Source organism: Streptomyces hirsutus (assembly GCF_001418415.1).
Classification (GTDB): Bacteria; Actinomycetota; Actinomycetes; order Streptomycetales; family Streptomycetaceae; genus Streptomyces; species Streptomyces hirsutus.
In genome coordinates this window covers 16,871-30,549 of the sequence record NZ_LIQT01000217.1, presented here as the reverse complement: position 1 = coordinate 30,549, position 13,679 = coordinate 16,871, and the positions used below count along the sequence as shown (strand labels likewise).

Genomic DNA, 13,679 nt, shown 5'->3' with positions numbered 1-13,679 from the left:
CGCTCCGGGAGGCAGGGGGCCCGCGCCTGGCGGGCCCCCTGCCGCGTTTCCCGTCGGATGAGTACCGTGCGAGTGCCGGATGGGTGCCGGACGAGAGCCGCTGTGCTTTGGGTGCGCGCCAGGTGTGCGCCAGGCTCGCTCCCTTGAACAGGTGATCCGAAGGGCCCCCGAGGGGATGGAAACCGCACGAAGTTGGGTAAAAACGCTGTGGTGGGGCCATAGTTCGTGGTTTCCTCTCATTACCAGCACAGCCCTCGGACTTCCTGCGGACCTCATCCGACTGGTCGACGGGCTGGCGGGCCGAACCCCCGGACGACCGGGGCGTGACGGCGCCCGCATCCCCCTCTCCCCGCCCCTTCTCCCTGTGTGCTTGCGGAGCCGTTCCATGCTCACGACCCTGACCACCTCCTACACCGACACGCGTGCGGCCGACCTCGCCTGGGCCCTGGGGTGCGAGCCGTTGCCCGCGCTGGCCACGCTCGACCTCGAGCTGACGGGGGCCAAAGTCCAGTTGAGGCTCCTCGGCGCGTCCCACCAGGTGCTGCTGGAGGAGGAACAGGGCGTCTGTTCGGAGACCGTGGCGTGCATCCAGAGCTCCAGAACACCCCTCCCGCTGGGTGTCGCCACCCGGGTGGGCGACTGGGAGTACGAGTTCGCCGCCCGGGTGGAGATGCTCTCCCCGGGCTCCTTCGCGGGCCGCGCCCAGGAACTGCTCGCCCTGGTCTCCGACCATCCGCACGGTCTCGCCGGCGTGTTCCCCGGGAGCCCGCACGCGTTCACCGCGATGCTCGCCCAGCGCCAGGGGAGCCAGGTCCACTGGCGGACCTGGCACGCCTATCCGCAGGACGGTCAGGTGGTGGCGACCCGGACACGGGTGGGCGTACGGGTGAAGGCGGCCGTGTGAGTGCCGTATGAGTGCCGCGCGAGTGGTGTCCCGTCGGAGACCCGCGCGCGAGTCTCCGGTTGTACCAACACCGGTCAACGGTAAACAAACATCACACGTGTGGGTGACGATCCGCAGTGGAGGCGTAACGTAACGTCGCAGGGTGATCGAACCGCAGGCCCCCGCTCCGCCCCGCTCCGCGCAGCCCAGTGACAGGCTGCGCGACAGCGACAGCGGCAGTGGCGGCGGCAGCGGCAGTGGCGGCGGCGGAGGGGACGGCTCGGGCAGTTCGCTGCGGCTGCCCGTGCGGCAGGGCACCGGGCGGTTCCTGGTGCTCGCGGGTGTGTTCGTGTGTGCGGCCTGCGGACTGGTGTACGAACTCGAACTCGTGGCGCTCGCGGCGTACTTGATGGGCGACTCGGTCACCCAGGCGTCGGTCGTGCTGTCCGTCATGGTCTTCGCCATGGGGATCGGCTCGCTGGCCGCCAAGCGGTTGCGGCGGCACGCGGCGGCCGGTTTCGGCGCCGTCGAGGCCGCCCTCGCCCTCGTCGGCGGATGCAGCGCGATGGCCCTGTACGCCGTCTTCGCCTGGACCGGGGACTGGGGCGGCCCGTGGGCGCACGGGCCGCCCGTCCTGCTGGTCGTCTTCTCGCTCGCCGTCGGTCTGCTGATCGGGGCCGAGGTGCCGCTCCTGATGGAGCTGATCCAGCGGATCCGCCGCCAGGACGCGGGCGGCGCGGTGGCCGACCTGTTCGCCGCGGACTACGTCGGCGCTCTCGTCGGCGGGCTCGCCTTCCCGTTCCTCCTCCTGCCGTTCCTCGGCCAGCTGACGGGCACGCTGATCACCGGGGCGGTCAACACGGTGGTCGGCGGCGCACTGGTGCTCGGCCTGTTCCGGGAGGACCTCACCCGCCGCGCCCGTCGGCTGCTGATCGTGGCCAACCTCTGCGTGCTGACCCTCCTCGCCTCGGCCACCGTCCTCGTCGACGACTTCGAGCGGGCCGCCCGCCACGCCATGTACGGCTCGGACGTCCGGGTGGCCCTGCGGACCGACGTACAGGAGGTGGTGCTCACCGGCGACCGGGACGGCCGGTCCCTCGGCCTGTTCCTCGACGGCCGGCTCCGGGTCAGCAGCCGGGACGAACTCCGGTACCACGAGGCCCTGGTGCACCCCGCCATGACCGGCCCGCACGAGCGCGTGCTCGTCCTCGGCGGCGGCGACGGGCTGACCGTCCGCGAAGTGCTGCGCCACACCGGGGTGCGGCGGGTCGACGTCGTCGAACTCGACGCGGACGTGGTGCGGCTGGCCCGCCACGACCCCGCCCTGTCCGCGTTGAACGGCCATGCCCTCGACGACCCGCGCGTACGCGTCACCACCGAGGACGCCTTCGACTGGCTGCGCGGGGCGCCCCCGGCCGCGTACGACGTGGTGGTGTCCGACCTGCCGTACCCGGAGATCACCGCGAGCACCAAGCTGTACTCGCAGGAGTTCTACGGTCTGGTCCGACGCGTGCTCGCCCCCGGCGGGCGGCTCGCGGTGCACGCGGGGCCGGTGACGTCCCGGCCCGAGGCGTACTGGACGGTGGAGTCGACGCTCCGCTCGGCCGGCTTCCGCACGGCCCCGTACGGCACGGGCGGCCGGCCGGCCGGTCTCGTCACCGGGCCCGCCCGCACTCCGGCGGACACCACCCGTGCCCTGCGCGACCGGGGCTTCGTCCTCGCCGCCCGCACGGCCCCCGAGCTGCGCCTGGACCCGTCCGGTCCCCGCCCGCGCACCCTCACCGACAGCTCCCTCGCCGTCGGCGCGCGGGCCGCCGAGCGCACCCGCGTCCCCGGCCTCCCGCCGTCGACGCTGATTCATCCCCGGTACGCGCGGTGAGCCACGACCGCTGACCCGCCTCCACACCGCTGACCCGCCTCCACACGGACGCGTGTCCGAGCCGTGCCCGCTGCGCCTTTCGTGCCGACGGGGATACAGTCCGGCGTTCCCGTGGGTAGGCTCCGCAGTCATGGAGCACGAGGTGTTCGTTCCGGTTCCGGTGGAGCGGCTCAGGGAGGCGCTGGACGATCCCGCACGGGTCGCCCGCGCGGTGCCGGGGCTCCAGCACGACGCCGGAGCCGATCCGGTCACCGGCCGGCTGAAGGTCCGCATCGGCAGCCACTCCATCACCTACCGGGGCGCCGTCCGGGTGACCCGGCGGGACGACGGTTCCTACGCCGTCGAGGGCGACGCCGTCGAGGCCCGCGGCACCGGCACCGTGAAACTGGCGCTGCGGCTGAGCCCGCGGGCCGCGGAGGGCGGTGCCACGCTCGCCGTCGACGGCACGGCGACGGCCGACGGCCGGGTGACGGAGCTGCCGCCGGACGCGGTGGCCTCGGCGGTGGCCCGCCTGCTGAACCGCTTCGCGGCGAACCTGGGGACGACCGCGGGTACCACGGCGGGGACAACAGCGGGGGAGGACTCCGGGGAGGAGACGCCCGAGAGGGCGGCACCCGGCGAGGCGCCATCCGGCGAGGCGGCATCCGGCGACGAGGCGTCGTCCTCGGAGGAGCCCTCCGCCCCGGAGCCGCCCTCGGTCCCCTCGGTTCCCTCCGACCTCAACGGGGAGGTCCCCCTGCCGTCCCTCGAACCCGGGCTTCCGGACGACGTGGACGAGACCGGGCCCGGGCCGGTGGACGAGGAGGACGGGGAGGACGACGGCGACGAGGGCGCCGTCGCCGAGGCCGCGCACGCGCGCCGCACCATGATCGGCCGCAGTGCCGAAGAGGTGGACCACGCACCGCCCCGGGGCCGCTACGCGCCCGTCCCCGCCCCCCAGACCGTCTCCGCCTCCACCCCGCTGCGCTGGGCCGCCCCGGCGGCCGCCCTGGCGGTGGCCTCGGCGATCGTCGCGGTGCGGGCCCTCCGCAGGCGCGGCTGAAGACAGGCGCGGCTGAAGAGCCGTGTCCGGGCGGCGGGGCCGGCCCGACCGGCGGGAGCACCCTTGATCACCCCACAGTAGGGTCGTCCCGTGAGTGACGAAGACATCACGCTGACCGCGGGCGACGCGGAGGTGACCGTACGGCCGGGCAACGGCGGGCGGGTCTCAGGGCTGCGGGTCGGGGGAGTGGAACTGCTGCGGCAGGGCGACCGTTTCGGGTGCTTCCCGATGGTCCCCTGGTGCGGGCGGACCAGGGACGGCCGGTTCCGGAACGGGACGACCCTCCACCAGCTGCCGTTGAACGCCCCGCCCCACGCCATCCACGGCACCGCCCGTGACGCCGCCTGGCGCACCGCCCGCAAGAGCGCCGACGAGGCCGTGCTCACGTACGACCTCGTGGAGCCGTGGCCGTACCCCGGGCGGGTGACGCAGCAGTTCACGCTCGGCGAGGACGCGCTGACGCTGGCCATGGCCGTGGAGACGTACGATTCGTCCTTCCCGGCGCAGCTCGGCTGGCACCCCTGGTTCAACCGCAGCCTCGGCGGCGCGGACGCCCAGGACGTACGCCTCGACTTCACCGCCGCCTGGCAGGAGGAGCGCGGTGACGACCACCTGCCCACCGGCAACCGGGTCGACCCCCGTCCCGGCCCCTGGGACGACTGCTTCGGCATGCCCGACGGGGTCGACGTCACCCTCACCTGGCCGGGGCAGCTGGAGCTGAAGGTGACCAGCCGCGAGGAGTGGGTGGTGGTCTACGACGAGCAGTCCGAGGCCGTCTGCGTGGAGCCGCAGACCGGGCCGCCCAACGGGCTGAACACCCACCCGCGTCTGGTCACCCCGCTGGAGCCGCTGGAGGCCACGACCACCTGGACCTGGCGGCGCCTCTAGACGACCTGGCGGCGCCTCCGGACGGCAGGCCCGGGGCATGTCCTGCGGGGCATCCCTCGGCGCCGTCTACCCTGGCTGCCATGAGTGACGTACGTGGCGCGCTGCTGCAACAGATCAAGGACAAGGCCGTGGTGCACGGCAAGGTGACCCTCTCCTCGGGGCTCGAGGCCGACTACTACGTCGATCTGCGCCGCGTCACCCTCGACGGAGAGGCCGCCCCGCTGGTCGGCCAGGTGCTGCTGGACCTCACTGCCGACCTGGACTTCGACGCGGTCGGCGGCCTCACCATGGGCGCGGACCCGGTGGCCGGCGCCATGCTGCACGCCGCCGCGGCGCGCGGGCAGCGGCTGGACGCGTTCGTGGTCCGCAAGGCGGCCAAGGCGCACGGCATGCAGCGGCAGGTGGAGGGTCCGGACATCAGAGGCCGCCGGGTCCTGGTCGTCGAGGACACCTCCACCACCGGCAGCTCCCCGCTCACCGCCGTCGAGGCCGTGCGCGAGGCCGGCGGCGAGGTCGTGGCCGTCGCGACCATCGTCGACCGGGCGACCGGCGCCGCCGAGAAGATCCAGGAGGGCGCCGGGGTGCCGTACCTGTTCGCCTTTGGCAAGGACGAGCTCGGTCTGGACTGACCGGCCGGACCACCGCACCGGCCGGACCACCGCACCGGTCGGCCGGCCCCACCGAGCCGACCGGCCGGCACCCTTTCCACCGGCCGGTGTCCCGGCCCCCGGGACCCGTGCTCCGGCCCCCTCGGCCTCCCCCGCATAACGACTCGACCAGCGCCGTCGACGGGCGGGGCAAGTCTGGGAGGATGGCACCGACAACGACGTCGCATCCAAGGTTCCAGGTCAGGGCCGACAGTACGCAGTAAGCCAACCCGCACGCGCATGCATAAGGAGCGGACAGATGCCCATCGCAACTCCCGAGGTCTACAACGAGATGCTGGACCGGGCGAAGGCAGGAAAGTTCGCCTACCCGGCCATCAACGTCACCTCGTCCCAGACCCTGCACGCGGCACTGCGCGGCTTCGCCGAGGCGGAGAGCGACGGCATCGTGCAGATCTCCACGGGTGGCGCCGAGTTCCTGGGCGGTCAGCACAAGAAGGAGATGGTGACCGGTTCGGTCGCCCTGGCCGAGTTCGCGCACATCGTCGCCGAGAAGTACGACGTCAACATCGCCCTGCACACGGACCACTGCCCGAAGGACAAGCTCGACGGCTACGTCCGTCCGCTGCTCGCGATCTCGGAGGAGCGCGTCAAGGGCGGCCGCAACCCGCTGTTCCAGTCCCACATGTGGGACGGCTCCGCGGAGACCCTGGCCGACAACCTGAGCATCGCCCAGGAGCTTCTGGAGCGCGCCCGCGCCGCGAAGATCATCCTCGAGGTCGAGATCACCCCGACCGGCGGTGAGGAGGACGGTGTCTCGCACGAGATCAACGACTCCCTCTACACCACGGTCGACGACGCGATCCGCACCGCGGAGGCGCTCGGCCTCGGCGAGAAGGGCCGCTACCTGCTGGCCGCGTCGTTCGGCAACGTGCACGGCGTGTACAAGCCGGGCAACGTCGTCCTGCGCCCGGAGCTGCTCAAGGAGCTGAACGAGGGCACCGCCGCCAAGTACGGCAAGCCGGCCGGCTCGCAGCCGTTCGACTTCGTCTTCCACGGCGGCTCGGGCTCCTCGCCGGAGGAGATCCTCACCGCGCTGGAGAACGGCGTCGTGAAGATGAACATCGACACGGACACGCAGTACGCCTTCACGCGTCCGGTCGTCGACCACATGTTCAAGAACTACGACGGCGTTCTGAAGGTCGACGGTGAGGTCGGCTCCAAGAAGACCTACGACCCGCGCACCTGGGGCAAGCTGGCCGAGGCGTCGATGGCCGCCCGCGTCCTGGAGGCCTGCCAGAACCTGCGTTCCACGGGCACGAGGATCAAGTAACTCCCGCAGTACGCCGGTAGACGTCGGTAGACGTCGGCAGTACGTCAGGAGCGCGTGGCCGAGCCCGGTACCCCGCCCGTCACGTCCGTCCGCACCCGTTGCGGCACGTGCGCGGGGAGTGCCGGGCTCGGCCCGCTTCCGTATGCTCCGAGCATGCCCGATGTCCGGCTGGCCTCACCCCAGGGCAGGTGGATCCTGCTCACCACGGTGCTCGGTTCCAGCATGGCCATGCTGGACTCCACCGTCGTCAACGTCGCCCTGCCGCGCATCGGCCGCGACCTCGACGCGGACCTCGCCGCCCTCCAGTGGACGGTCAACGCGTACATGGTCACGCTGGCCGGCCTGATCCTGCTGGGTGGGGCGCTGGGCGACCGGTTCGGGCGCCGGAAGGTGTTCGTGATCGGGGTCCTGTGGTTCGCCACGGCCTCCCTGCTGTGCGGTATCGCGCCGAACGCCGGTGTGCTGATCGCCGCCCGCGCGCTGCAGGGGATCGGCGGCGCGCTGCTCACGCCCGGCTCCCTCGCCCTGATCCAGGCCTCCTTCCACCCCGACGACCGGGGCCGGGCGGTGGGCCTGTGGTCCGGCTTCGGCGGGATCGGCGCGGCGGTCGGCCCTTTCCTGGGCGGCTGGCTGGTGGACGGGCCGGGCTGGCGCTGGGTGTTCCTGATCAATGTGCCACTGGCCGTGCTGTGCGCCCCGATCGCCGTCCGTCACGTACCGGAGTCGGACAGCGGGGAGCGGGCCCCCGGCCACTTCGACGTGCTCGGCGCGGTGCTCGGCGCGCTCGCCCTCGCCCTGGTGACGTACGCGCTGATCGAGGCCGCCGGTGAGGGTTCCCTCGTGATCGCGGTCACCGGAGTCGCCGGACTGGTGGCCGCCGTCGCCTTCGTGCTCGTCGAGAAGCGCCGGCCGCACCCGATGATGCCGCTGGACATCTTCGCGTCCCGCCAGTTCACGGCGATCAACGTGGTCACCCTGTGCGTGTACGCGGCGTTCGGCGGCTTCTTCTTCCTCGCCGCGCTCCAGCTCCAGGTCGCCGTCGGCTGGTCCGCGCTCGCCGCCGGTACGGCGCTGCTGCCCACGACCGTGCTGATGCTGCTGCTCTCCGCCCGCTCCGGCGAGCTCGCCGTCCGGATCGGGCCGCGCATCCCGCTCACCGTCGGACCGCTGCTGTGCGCGGCCGGGATGCTGCTGATGACGCGGGTGGGGCCGGGCGCCTCGTACCTCACCGATGTGCTGCCCGCGCTGCTGGTGCTGGGCCTCGGCATGGTCACCCTGGTGGCGCCGCTGACCGCGACCGTCCTGGCGGCCGTGGAGACCGCGCGGGCGGGCCTGGCCAGTGGTGTCAACAACGCGGCGGCCCGTGCGGCCGGCCTGGTGGCGGTGGCCGCGCTGCCTCTGCTCGTCGGGATGGGGCCGGAGGCGTACCGGGAGCCGGACGCCTTCAACGACGCGTTCCACCGGGCGATGGTGCTGTGCGCCGGGGTCCTGGTGGTCGGCTCGGTCATCGCCTTCACGACCGTACGGCGTCCCGCACCGGGCTGCCGTCGCCCCGAATGCCGTACGCACGGCAGTGTGGCCGTGCCTCCGCTGGAACCCGAGACCGCAGGGGGGCCGGACGGCGGTGTTTCACGTGAAACACGACCGTCCGAGCCCCGGCGACCCGGAACCTGAGCCCTCGAGGGCAGGTCCCGGTACAGGCCCTAGGCCCGCTTCAGCTCCTCGTACGCCTCGGCGCTGCTGTCCTGGAGGAACTGCTTGCAGCGCTCCGCCTCGTCCTTCTCGTCGATCGCCTCGGCGGCGCGGGCGAGGGCGGCGAGGCAGCGGAGGAAGCCGCGGTTGGCGCGGTGGCTCCACGGGATCGGGCCGTGGCCCTTCCAGCCGGACCGGCGCAGCGAGTCGAGCCCTCGGTGGTAGCCCGTCCGGGCGTACGCGTACGACTCGACCACTCGCCCCGCCTCGAAGGCGTCGTCGGCGAGCATGGCCCAGGCCAGCGAGAACGTCGGGAACTTCGCCACCACCTCGGCGGGCGACAGGGATTCCTCGCCGAGCAGGCGATACGCCTCCTCGTTCGCCGGCAGATGGGTCGGGTCCGGGCCGCCGAGCAGGTTCTTCTGAGTGGTCATGACGTCAGTCTGCCACCTGTCGGGGGCCGCGCCGCCGGGCCGTGCTCCCGCACCGTGGTGCCGCACCGCGGGCTACGCGTTGTGCCCGTGCCGGGGACCCGGGGCGGCGTCCGGAGCCGGCACGGCGGTGTCCGCGTCCAGGGTGACGGCGAAGAGCGCCGCGTCGTCCTGCAGTGTTCCCCCGGTGTGCCGGAGGACGGCGTCGAGCACGGTGTCGAGCACCGCGTCCGGGTCCGGCGGAAAGGGCCGGGACAGCGCCGGAACGAGGTCGAAGAAGGCGCCGTCGGCGTCGCGGGCCTCGTTGATGCCGTCGGTGTAGAGCACCAGGGTGGCCCCGGCCGGCAGCTCGAACCGGTCGACCGGGACCTCGTCGCGGTCGGGAGCACCGCCGGGGCCGTCGCCGAGAGCGCCCAGGCCCAGGGGCAGCGAGGATACGGCCGGTTCCAGCGGGAGCGCCGTGCCGTCGTGCACCAGCAGGGGTGCCGCGTGTCCCCGGACGGCGATACGGAGTTCGGAGTAGTCGGGGGCGAGTTCCGCGACGACGGCCGTGGCGAACGACTCGGCCTCCGCACCGCTCGCCTGCTCGATGGTCACCCGCATCCGCTCCTCCAGCTGCCGGACCACGCCCGGCAGGTCCGGCCGGTGGAGGCAGGCCTCCTGGAACGATCCGAGCAGGGCGTTCACCGTACGGATCGCCTCCAGCCCCTTGCCGCGCACATCGGCGATGATCATGCGGATGCCGTGCGGCGTCTCGTGGATCGCGAAGAGGTCACCGCCGATGGCGGCCTCCGCGTGGGCGACCTCGTACCGGGAGGCCACGGTCAGCCGTCCCACCCGGTGCGGCGGGTCCGGCAGGACCGCGCGTTGCACCGCCGCCGCCACCTCGCGGCTCGTCCTCAGCTGCTGCCGGTCGCGTGTCAGCAGCACATTGAGGCCCGCCGCGATGAGGGTGAGCACGACCAGGCTGGTGAACGCGGTGATGTCGGTGCGGGTCGGCTCTCTTTCCAGTTCCACCAGGAGGAGCCCGACGGCATTCGCCGCCACGCCGGTGGCGATCGTCCCGCGCAGGGAGAGGATCGGCGCGGCCAGGACGGGGGCCGACGCGAGCAGGGGGAACGTGCTGACGTTGTTCAGGAGGGCCAGGTCGAGGACGAAGGCGCTCGCGAGCAGCGCGGCGGGCAGCCACCGGAGCCGCCGCTCGCGCTCCCCCGCTTCCCTGCGCCCGTTTCGCATGCGATTCCGTGTTCCTGAAATGGTCGTTCCGTCGGTTCCGGTGCGGCTGTGATCCAGTCTCCGACACGCCCCCGGCGGCGGCGACCGGAAGATCCGCGCGGCCACGGACGGGGCCCGGCGGCCGGGGTGTCCCCGTGGTGTGACCCGGGGTGCCTCCCCTGCGCTTCCCCACATGTGCATCCCCACGTGTGCCTCCCCACGGCTCACCCCGTGGCCCGTCCGTGATCGGGCGGGCCTTGCGAGGCCGGGGGATCATTACGGAGGATGCAGTGCGGGGACCGGGGCCCCCGTGCCGGTAACGGCAGGGGCGGACCGCTACCCGGAGCACAAAAACAGGAGACAGCGATGTCCCACGAGGCTTTTGAGCCGGAGACCCCGCATCTCGACTTCGAGGGCACGACCCCCTACGAGGACTACGTCAGGGCCGACGTCCTCACCCACCTCCAGCACACCCTCTCCGACGATCCCGGAGAGATGGTCTTCCTGGTCACCACCCAGGTGATGGAGCTGTGGTTCACCGTGATCGTGCACGAGTGGGAGACGGCGGCGAACGCGCTGCGGGGCGACGACATCCCCACCGCGATCGACGCGCTGAAGCGGTCCGTGCGGGAACTGGAGGCGCTGAACGCCTCCTGGAAGCCGCTCGGGCAGCTCACCCCGGCGCAGTTCAACGCCTACCGCGGCGCGCTCGGCGAGGGCTCCGGCTTCCAGTCGGCGATGTACCGGCGCATGGAGTTCCTGCTGGGCGACAAGTCCGCGTCCATGCTCGTCCCGCACCGGGGCGCGCCGCGGGTGCACGCCGAGCTGGAGAAGGCGCTGCACGAGCCGAGTCTGTACGACGAGGTGCTGCGCCTCCTCGCGCGCCGCGGGCACGCCGTTCCCGACGAGGTGCTGCGCCGCGACGTGTCCCGGCGGTACGAGCCGTCGCCGCGGGTGGAGGAGGTCTGGACGGCCGTCTACGCGGGTGACGAGCGGGACGAGGTCGCCCGGCTGGGCGAGGCGCTCACCGATGTCGCCGAGCTGGTGTGGCGCTGGCGCAACGACCACCTGGTCGCCACCCGCCGGGCGATGGGCGCCAAGGCCGGTACGGGCGGTTCCGCCGGGGTGGCCTGGCTGGAGAAGCGGGCACGGAACAACGTGTTCCCCGAGCTGTGGACGGCGCGGTCCTATGTCTGAACCTAGGCTCAGGGCGAAGGAATGGGACGCGGCCGACGGACTGGCCGCCAAACGCGCCGAGTTCGTGCTGGACGAGGGCGACGGCGGGAGCGGCGGCGGGAGCGGCGGCGAGGCGGTCTACCTCGACGGCAACTCGCTGGGCGCGCTGCCCGTCGCCGTCCCCGGCCGGGTCGAGGACGTCGTCCGCAGGCAGTGGGGCGCGCTGCGCATCCGGTCCTGGACGGAGAGCGGCTGGTGGACGGCGCCCGAGCGGATCGGCGACCGGATCGCCCCGCTGGTGGGCGCGGCGGCCGGGCAGATCGTCGTCGGCGACTCCACCAGTGTCAACGTCTTCAAGGCGGTGGTGGGCGCGGTGCGCCTGGCCCGGTCGGCGGACGGTGCCGCCGGACCGGCCCGTGACGAGATCGTGGTCGACGCGACCACGTTCCCCACGGACGGCTACATCGCCGAGTCGGCGGCCCGGATGACCGGCTGCACCCTGCGTCCGGTGCCGCCGTCCGACATCCCGGACGCGCTCGGGGACCGTACGGCCGCCGTGCTGCTCAACCACGTCGACTACCGCACCGGCCGGCTGCACGACCTGCCCGCACTCACGGCCGCCGTGCACGCGGCGGGGGCGTACGTCGTCTGGGACCTGTGCCACAGCGCGGGCGCGCTGCCGGTCGGGCTGGACGAGCACGGCGTGGACCTGGCGGTCGGCTGCACCTACAAGTACCTGAACGGCGGTCCCGGTGCACCGGCGTACCTCTACGTGCGCGCGGAGCTGCAGGACCGCTTCGACTCCCCGCTGCCCGGCTGGAACTCCCACGCGGAGCCCTTCGGCATGCGCCCGGAGTACGCACCGGCGCCGGGTGCGCTGCGGGGGCGGGTCGGCACCCCGGACATCCTGTCCATGCTCGCCCTGGAGGCGGCGCTGGACGTCTGGGACGGCGTCACGGTCGAGGCGGTGCGGGCCAAGTCCCTCGCGCTGACGGACTTCTTCCTGGAGTGCGTCGAGGCGTACGTCCCCGAGGGCCGGGTCGAGTGTCTGACCCCGAGGCCGCACGGGGAACGGGGCAGCCAGATCGCCCTGCGCTGTCCGGATGCGGGTGACGTCATGAAGCGGCTGATCGAACGCGGGGTGGTCGGGGACTTCCGCCACCCGGACGTGCTCCGCTTCGGCTTCACCCCGCTGTACGTCGGCTTCGCGGATACGGAGCGTGCGGCACGGGTGCTGGCGGAGGTGCTGGCGGAGACCGGGGCGTAGGGCGCCGCGGCGGCGGTCGGCGGGCCCGTGAAAGGGGCGGGATCCGCCGGCCGCCTCCCTGGAGGTTCACCGAGTGTGATATCCCCATGTCCGCGCACATGATCGTCCTGATACCGTCCCGGCCAACGGCCGAATACTTCTCTGGTTCGCCAAATACGTTTCATCGCTGAGAGGTTGGAGCATGACGGACGACGTCGCAGCCGCCCGGGCCGCCGCCGAGGAGGAGTCGGTCCTCTTCCATCCGCCGGTCGACCCCGACGCGACCGCGGCCTACGGCGACGACCCGGACCAGCTGATCGACTTCTACGTCCCGCGTGCCACGGGCGGCCCCGGCGGCCCCGCGCCCGTGGTCGTCGTCCTGCACGGCGGTGCCTGGCGGGCGCCCTACGACCGGCGGCACATCAGCCCGTTCGCCGGCTTCCTGGCCCGCCGGGGCTTCGCCGTGGCCAGTGTCGAGTACCGGCGCGGGGCGGGAGGGGCGGGCGGCGGGGATCCGGTCGCGGGGCGCTGGCCCTGCACCTTCGACGACGTCGCCGCCGCGCTCGACGCGCTGCCAGAGCTGGCCCATCGCCACCTGTCCGGCGCCGACCCGCGCCGCACGGTGGTCACCGGTCACTCCGCCGGCGGCCATCTGGCGCTGTGGGCCGCCGCCCGCCACCTCCTCCCCGCCGACGCACCCTGGCACACCGACCGTCCCGCGCCCCTGCGGGGCGTGGTCGCCCTCGCCCCGATCGCCGACTTCGCGGTCGCCGACAAGCTGGACGTCTGCGGCGGCGCGGTACGCCAACTCCTGGGCGGAGACGAGGGGTTCGTCGAGCGGCAGCCGTATGCCGACCCCGCGCTGCTGCTGCCCACCGGCATCGCCACCACCGTCGTCCAGGGCCGTACCGACGCCGATGTCCCGCAGGCGGTCGCCGAGTCGTACGCGGAAGCGGCGGCCAAGGCCGGTGAGGTGGTGGGGCTGACGCTGCTGGAGGACGTCGGCCACTTCCCGCTGATCGACCCGGCGGCGGACGCCTGCGCGGTGGTGGCGGAGGAGATCGCCCAACTCGCCTGGTGAGCTTGGTGAACCTGACGAGCCTGGTGAGCCCTGCGCGTCGAGGTGTGCCCGGCGGGGCCCCTCCCCATGTGGGCCGCATCCTGGTGAAGCTGGGCCTGCGGGACCGCACCCAGGCGGCGGTCTTCGCGTACGAGTCGGGGCTGGTCCGGCCGTCGGGGTACTGACGCGAGGGGCGGCCCGCCCGGGTGTCACGTGGGCCGGGGCGCCA

Annotated in this window: 12 protein-coding genes and 1 pseudogene; 11 read left to right on the top strand and 2 right to left on the bottom strand. The window is 73.0% G+C overall.

Annotated features, from left to right (window positions below; genetic code table 11):
• The first annotated feature begins 385 nt into the window (after nt 1-385).
• The 7 genes from AOK11_RS17670 to AOK11_RS17640 all read left to right on the top strand — a co-directional run bounded on the left by AOK11_RS17670 (nt 386) and on the right by AOK11_RS17640 (nt 8,304).
• Complete coding sequence (locus AOK11_RS17670) at nt 386-904, top strand: DUF2617 family protein (RefSeq protein WP_055594679.1); 519 nt, start codon at nt 386-388, stop codon at nt 902-904.
• Between the two features lie 142 nt (nt 905-1,046).
• Nucleotides 1,047-2,762 carry a polyamine aminopropyltransferase gene (locus AOK11_RS17665; RefSeq protein WP_055594678.1) on the top strand — a complete coding sequence of 572 codons (1,716 nt, stop codon included), beginning with the start codon at nt 1,047-1,049 and terminating at the stop codon, nt 2,760-2,762.
• Between the two features lie 130 nt (nt 2,763-2,892).
• Nucleotides 2,893-3,804 carry an SRPBCC domain-containing protein gene (locus AOK11_RS17660; RefSeq protein ID WP_079034920.1) on the top strand — a complete coding sequence of 304 codons (912 nt, stop codon included), beginning with the start codon at nt 2,893-2,895 and terminating at the stop codon, nt 3,802-3,804.
• A 90-nt stretch (nt 3,805-3,894) separates the two neighbouring features.
• Nucleotides 3,895-4,692, top strand: coding sequence for an aldose epimerase family protein (locus AOK11_RS17655; RefSeq protein WP_055594677.1), 798 nt, complete (start codon nt 3,895-3,897; stop codon nt 4,690-4,692).
• A gap of 80 nt (nt 4,693-4,772) precedes the next feature.
• Entirely contained in the window at nt 4,773-5,321 is a 549-nt protein-coding gene (pyrE, locus tag AOK11_RS17650; RefSeq protein ID WP_055594676.1) for an orotate phosphoribosyltransferase, read from the top strand.
• A 277-nt stretch (nt 5,322-5,598) separates the two neighbouring features.
• Nucleotides 5,599-6,630, top strand: a complete 1,032-nt coding sequence (fbaA, locus tag AOK11_RS17645) for a class II fructose-bisphosphate aldolase (RefSeq protein ID WP_055594675.1) — start codon at nt 5,599-5,601, stop codon at nt 6,628-6,630.
• Between the two features lie 153 nt (nt 6,631-6,783).
• Nucleotides 6,784-8,304, top strand: coding sequence for an MFS transporter (locus AOK11_RS17640; protein WP_055594674.1), 1,521 nt, complete (start codon nt 6,784-6,786; stop codon nt 8,302-8,304).
• 29 nt (nt 8,305-8,333) lie between these two features.
• On the opposite strand, the gene AOK11_RS17635 is transcribed toward AOK11_RS17640, so the two are convergent.
• Both AOK11_RS17635 and AOK11_RS17630 read right to left on the bottom strand, forming a co-directional pair.
• Nucleotides 8,334-8,756, bottom strand: a complete 423-nt coding sequence (locus tag AOK11_RS17635; protein WP_055594673.1) for a DUF3151 domain-containing protein — start codon at nt 8,754-8,756, stop codon at nt 8,334-8,336.
• Nucleotides 8,757-8,828: 72 nt separating this feature from the next.
• A complete protein-coding gene (locus AOK11_RS17630; RefSeq protein ID WP_055594672.1) occupies nt 8,829-9,989 on the bottom strand; it encodes a PP2C family protein-serine/threonine phosphatase in 1,161 nt (386 codons plus the stop codon).
• Nucleotides 9,990-10,334: 345 nt separating this feature from the next.
• Here AOK11_RS17630 and AOK11_RS17625 point away from each other — a divergent pair, with 345 nt between their 5' ends.
• From AOK11_RS17625 to AOK11_RS40095, 4 genes and pseudogenes are all read left to right on the top strand, one after another.
• A complete protein-coding gene (locus AOK11_RS17625) occupies nt 10,335-11,165 on the top strand; it encodes a tryptophan 2,3-dioxygenase family protein (RefSeq protein WP_055594671.1) in 831 nt (276 codons plus the stop codon).
• Nucleotides 11,158-12,411, top strand: a complete 1,254-nt coding sequence (kynU, locus tag AOK11_RS17620; protein ID WP_055594670.1) for a kynureninase — start codon at nt 11,158-11,160, stop codon at nt 12,409-12,411. Before AOK11_RS17625 ends, kynU begins: the two co-directional genes overlap by 8 nt.
• A 181-nt stretch (nt 12,412-12,592) precedes the next feature.
• Nucleotides 12,593-13,471: an alpha/beta hydrolase gene (locus AOK11_RS17615; RefSeq protein ID WP_055594669.1), complete on the top strand. Its 879-nt coding sequence runs from the start codon at nt 12,593-12,595 to the stop codon at nt 13,469-13,471.
• A 65-nt stretch (nt 13,472-13,536) separates the two neighbouring features.
• A pseudogene (locus tag AOK11_RS40095) lies at nt 13,537-13,635 on the top strand (DNA-binding response regulator); the annotation flags it as partial.
• Between the last annotated feature and the right edge of the window lie 44 nt (nt 13,636-13,679).

Coding starts and splice junctions, on each gene's coding strand:
- AOK11_RS17670 (WP_055594679.1), top strand. CDS start 386: ATGCTCACGACCCTGACCACCTCCTACACCGACACGCGTGCGGCCGAC.
- AOK11_RS17660 (WP_079034920.1), top strand. CDS start 2,893: ATGGAGCACGAGGTGTTCGTTCCGGTTCCGGTGGAGCGGCTCAGGGAG.
- pyrE (WP_055594676.1), top strand. CDS start 4,773: ATGAGTGACGTACGTGGCGCGCTGCTGCAACAGATCAAGGACAAGGCC.
- fbaA (WP_055594675.1), top strand. CDS start 5,599: ATGCCCATCGCAACTCCCGAGGTCTACAACGAGATGCTGGACCGGGCG.
- AOK11_RS17640 (WP_055594674.1), top strand. CDS start 6,784: ATGCCCGATGTCCGGCTGGCCTCACCCCAGGGCAGGTGGATCCTGCTC.
- AOK11_RS17635 (WP_055594673.1), bottom strand. CDS start 8,756: ATGACCACTCAGAAGAACCTGCTCGGCGGCCCGGACCCGACCCATCTG.
- AOK11_RS17630 (WP_055594672.1), bottom strand. CDS start 9,989: ATGCGAAACGGGCGCAGGGAAGCGGGGGAGCGCGAGCGGCGGCTCCGG.
- AOK11_RS17625 (WP_055594671.1), top strand. CDS start 10,335: ATGTCCCACGAGGCTTTTGAGCCGGAGACCCCGCATCTCGACTTCGAG.
- kynU (WP_055594670.1), top strand. CDS start 11,158: ATGTCTGAACCTAGGCTCAGGGCGAAGGAATGGGACGCGGCCGACGGA.
- AOK11_RS17615 (WP_055594669.1), top strand. CDS start 12,593: ATGACGGACGACGTCGCAGCCGCCCGGGCCGCCGCCGAGGAGGAGTCG.